This is a genomic window from Micromonospora inaquosa, assembly GCF_003857055.1.
In the GTDB taxonomy this organism is placed as follows: Bacteria; Actinomycetota; Actinomycetes; order Mycobacteriales; family Micromonosporaceae; genus Micromonospora; species Micromonospora inaquosa.
Genome location: NZ_QGSZ01000398.1, coordinates 1 through 3,590 on the forward strand (window position 1 = coordinate 1; position 3,590 = coordinate 3,590).

Consider the following 3,590-nt stretch of genomic DNA (forward strand, 5'->3'; position numbering starts at 1 on the left):
GGTGGGGGTACCGGCGAGGGCGGCGGTCAGGTCGTCCTCGCTGCTGAGCGCGGCGAGGACCAGCTCGGCGGTCTCGGCCGGCAGGTCGTCGTCGGCGAGCCGCTCGAAAATCAGCTCGATCAGAGGTGTGGTGGGCGGCGAGGGCTGAGCCATGGTCGTCTCCAGGCGTGTGGTGTCCGCGGGCCGACGGGTCGTCGGCCCGCCCGGGTGAGCGGTGGATGGGCGTTACCGTGGTCGCGCGGTCAGAGCGTGACGTTCGTGTGCCAGTCGCGCAGGAACGCGTCGACCAGTGCGTGCGCCCGAGGACGCAGGTCGAAGGACTCCTCCCGCCGGCGGCGGGCCATGTGCGACAGGCCGTCGGCGGCCTCGTTCAGGGCGTGGCCGCTGTGCCCCTTGACGTGCTCGAACGTCAGGTCGGGACAGTGGGCCACCTGCTCGGCGAGCCGGATCAGTGTCGGTTTGTCCGACCAGCGGCGCTGCCGCAGGCTGTAGCCGGCAGGCATCGCGTCGGCCTCGCCGGCCTGCCAGCGGTGCAGGTACCGCACGGCCGTCAGGCTGTCCAGCAGCACGGTCAGGCCCGCTGGCACCTCGTCAAACGCGGTGAGCAGATAGTCGACCGCCCGGAGTTCGTCGACGAGCACCCGGGACCTGCCGGTCGGATCGAGCCGGCCGGTACCCCGCCCGAGCAGACCGTAGTGGCCGTCGCTGACCACGTACCCGATGCCGCCGGCGCGGCCCTTCCAGCTGGCGTCGGTCGCCGCCACCAGCGGACCGGACGCCTGCGCCCAGCGCAGTACCCGGTCGCGCCCGCGCTGCTGCTCCGGGCGCCGCGGCGCGTGCTCGGTGTGCTCGGCGGCGCGGCGCTCGGCGGTGTCGAGCAGCTTGCCTGCGGAGGCCAGCTCGTCGTAATGGGCGGCGGTGAGGGCGAGGTGGACGGCATCACCGATGCTCCGGCAGGCGTCGCAACCGGTGGTACGGGTGTAGGGACGAAGGATGAGGACGCGGTCGTGCAGGGGCGGGGGGAGCTGGGTCAGGGCGCGGAGGAACTCATCGGGGCGCACGACGTCTCCTGAGGTCTTGTGATGGGGACACGCTCATTGGGGTCTCACAGCTCCGACACGTCGGTCACGACGGCAGTCAGCTTGTCTCCGGAGCGCTTCGTGCTGGCCGTCTCCTCCTGCTGGACGGAGGCGGAGTCGCCGGTCACTTCGAAGGTGTTGATGATCGGGTCCTCGGCACCCTTGACCTCATACGTCACCTCGTAGGTGCTGGACGGGTCGAGGCCGTCGCCGACGTAGGTGACGTCGATCCGGTAGGTGATGTTGCAGCCAGCGCTGCCGAAACACTGCTTCCGCAGCGTCTTGACCTTGAGCTTGAAGTCGCCCTTCGCCGGCAGGTCGTAGACGGGTGCGGGCGGCGCCGTCGTCGCGGGCGCGGTAGTCGGTGCGGCGGCGCTGGTGGGGGCGGACGTGCCGGCCCGCGACTGGGAAGCAGCTGTGGGGGCAGGCTTCCCTTGATCGGGCGACTCCTCATCGTTCCTGGTGGCCAGCAGCGCGCCGCAGCCACCGAAGCAGAGCAGCAGCACCAGAACGGCAGCGCCGGCGATGACCCACCGGACCTGGGAGCGTTGGCGGGTGACGGGCTGCGGGCTCGTTGCGCCCGCAGTTTCGGGCTGAGCTGGGGCCTCGGCGGGCGGGTCCTGCTGGTGGTGAGGTTCGGTCATGGCTCTCTCCTCTGTTCAGCGGAAGCTGTGGAGCTGATGTCGTGAACGGATCAGGTGGACGGGATACCGATGACCTCGACCTCGACGCCCTCGTTGCGCAGGGATTTCATGGCCCGGTAGAGCGCGACCTGGGCGAAGGTGAAGAGCGAGTCCACGGTGAGCGGCTTGCCGGAGCCGAGGGCGATCGCGTAGATGACCTTGCGGGGCTGGAAGTTCAGGTCGATGACCCGCCCGGACCGCTGCCGCTTGACCATCTCGACCAGCGCGGTGCGGGCGTCAGCCTCGTACCGCAGCGCGTCGACCGACACCTCGCCCTGCGCGAAGAGGTGGCTCAAGGCAGAGCTGCCCTTGGCCCGCTTGACGTGGATCAGCTCGTTGTCGGGCCCGAGCAGGTCGCAGGCCTCAATGCCGCGGTGATGCTGGTCCGTCCGCAGCAGCTTCCGGTCCAGCAGGGTCAGACCGCGGACCTCCGCGGCGCGGATGTTGTACGCCTCCTCGTCCGTCAGGTCGGCGGTCCAGGCCGGGAGTGCGAAGCTGGCCGGGCCGGTCAGGATCTGCTCGATCTCGTCTCGGAGGAACGTCCGGTGCTGGTCGCCGATCTCGTACCAGCCGCCCTCGTGCAGCAGGAGTTGACTCTCACCGTGCGCGAGCTGCGCGGTGACCCACCGCGACACTGCCGTGGAGCCGATCTCCTCGTCGCCAGCCGCGTCCGCGTAGACGGTCACGCGCCCGTTGCAGAGCGACGCCCACCGCTCGCCGTCCGGCACACCCTCGGTCTGCGTGAGCACGTCCGCCAGCGTGAGCTCCGGCAGCCGCGCCGGGGCCAGGCCGGACTTCGGCACCCGAAGCTTGTACGACTGGATCCGCTCGATCTCGCCGAAGACCCGGCCCGGTACGGCCAGCCCGACCTCCACAGGATCCGGCAACCTGAGTAGCCGGTCCAGCTCCTCCTCCACCGTCGACAGCCGGGGATCCCGGGCCGGCACCGGTCGGATCTGGGTGATGAACTCCGAGTCAGCAAAGGGCGCTTCCTGCTTGCAGACCCGGTCGACCTCCCGCAGGTCGGCGAGCAGGCTCGAGGGTTCGACACCGAGATGGATGCGCAGGGTGTCGCTGCCCTCGACAGGGGTGGCCTTACCCGTGGACCGGCAGACGGTCAGGTTCCGGTTGAACGTCCGCCCGCAGACCTGGCCGACGATCTCGCCCCACTTGTCGATGCCGTACATCCGGATGTGCTGACCACCCGGGACCATGTTGCGGTCGACCCGGCCGGTGGTGCCGAACACGCGCCGACGCACCTGCTTGATCTCGTCGGGGGCCAGCGAGCGTACCGCGAAGCCGATCCCGAAGCCGGAGTTGGCCAGGTCCAGATCGACCATGTGACGGCCGACGGTGCCGTAGGCGAGCGCGTAGACGTGGTCGTCGACCGCGACAAGCAGGGCGGCACCGCCACTGCTGAACCCCAGGTCGATCGCCTCCCCGGTCACCGAGGCCAGCACATCGCACCAGTCGGCGCGCGAACGCGGCACCGTCCCGTGCACCAGCAGCGCCGGCGCACCGGCCACCCGGCGATCCTCGACCAGGAAGTCGTGCTGTCGCACGTAGCGGTGGTTCACCGCGTCGTGCAGGCCCTCGACAGTCGGCGCCACCCGCTCAAGCTGGTAGACCGACGTCAGATAGGTGCCCTCCGGCCGCTCGGGCAGGTCGAGGTCGAAGAGGGTGGGTGCGTCGTAGGGCGGACGGGTGACGTCCTTGCGGACGACACGGCGGTTGGTCGGTCTGGTCGTGGTCGGCTGGCTCGCACGGCGCACGTCGATCTCCTCGCGTTGAGAATCGGGGTGGCGGTGGTGCGGGGGAGGGTGCGTCG

3 protein-coding genes are annotated in these 3,590 nt (G+C 70.2%); all 3 read right to left on the reverse strand.

The window, feature by feature from the left end; genetic code table 11:
* Positions 1–242 precede the first annotated feature (242 nt).
* On the reverse strand, positions 243–1,061 hold the full coding sequence (locus tag DLJ59_RS35665; protein WP_124778512.1) for a ribonuclease HI: 819 nt from the start codon (positions 1,059–1,061) through the stop codon (positions 243–245).
* A gap of 44 nt (positions 1,062–1,105) precedes the next feature.
* Positions 1,106–1,723 carry a hypothetical protein gene (locus DLJ59_RS35670; RefSeq protein WP_124778513.1) on the reverse strand — a complete coding sequence of 206 codons (618 nt, stop codon included), beginning with the start codon at positions 1,721–1,723 and terminating at the stop codon, positions 1,106–1,108.
* A 50-nt stretch (positions 1,724–1,773) separates the two neighbouring features.
* The coding region (locus tag DLJ59_RS35675) for a DUF6119 family protein (protein WP_124778514.1) at positions 1,774–3,590 on the reverse strand (1,817 nt) is incomplete at its 5' end.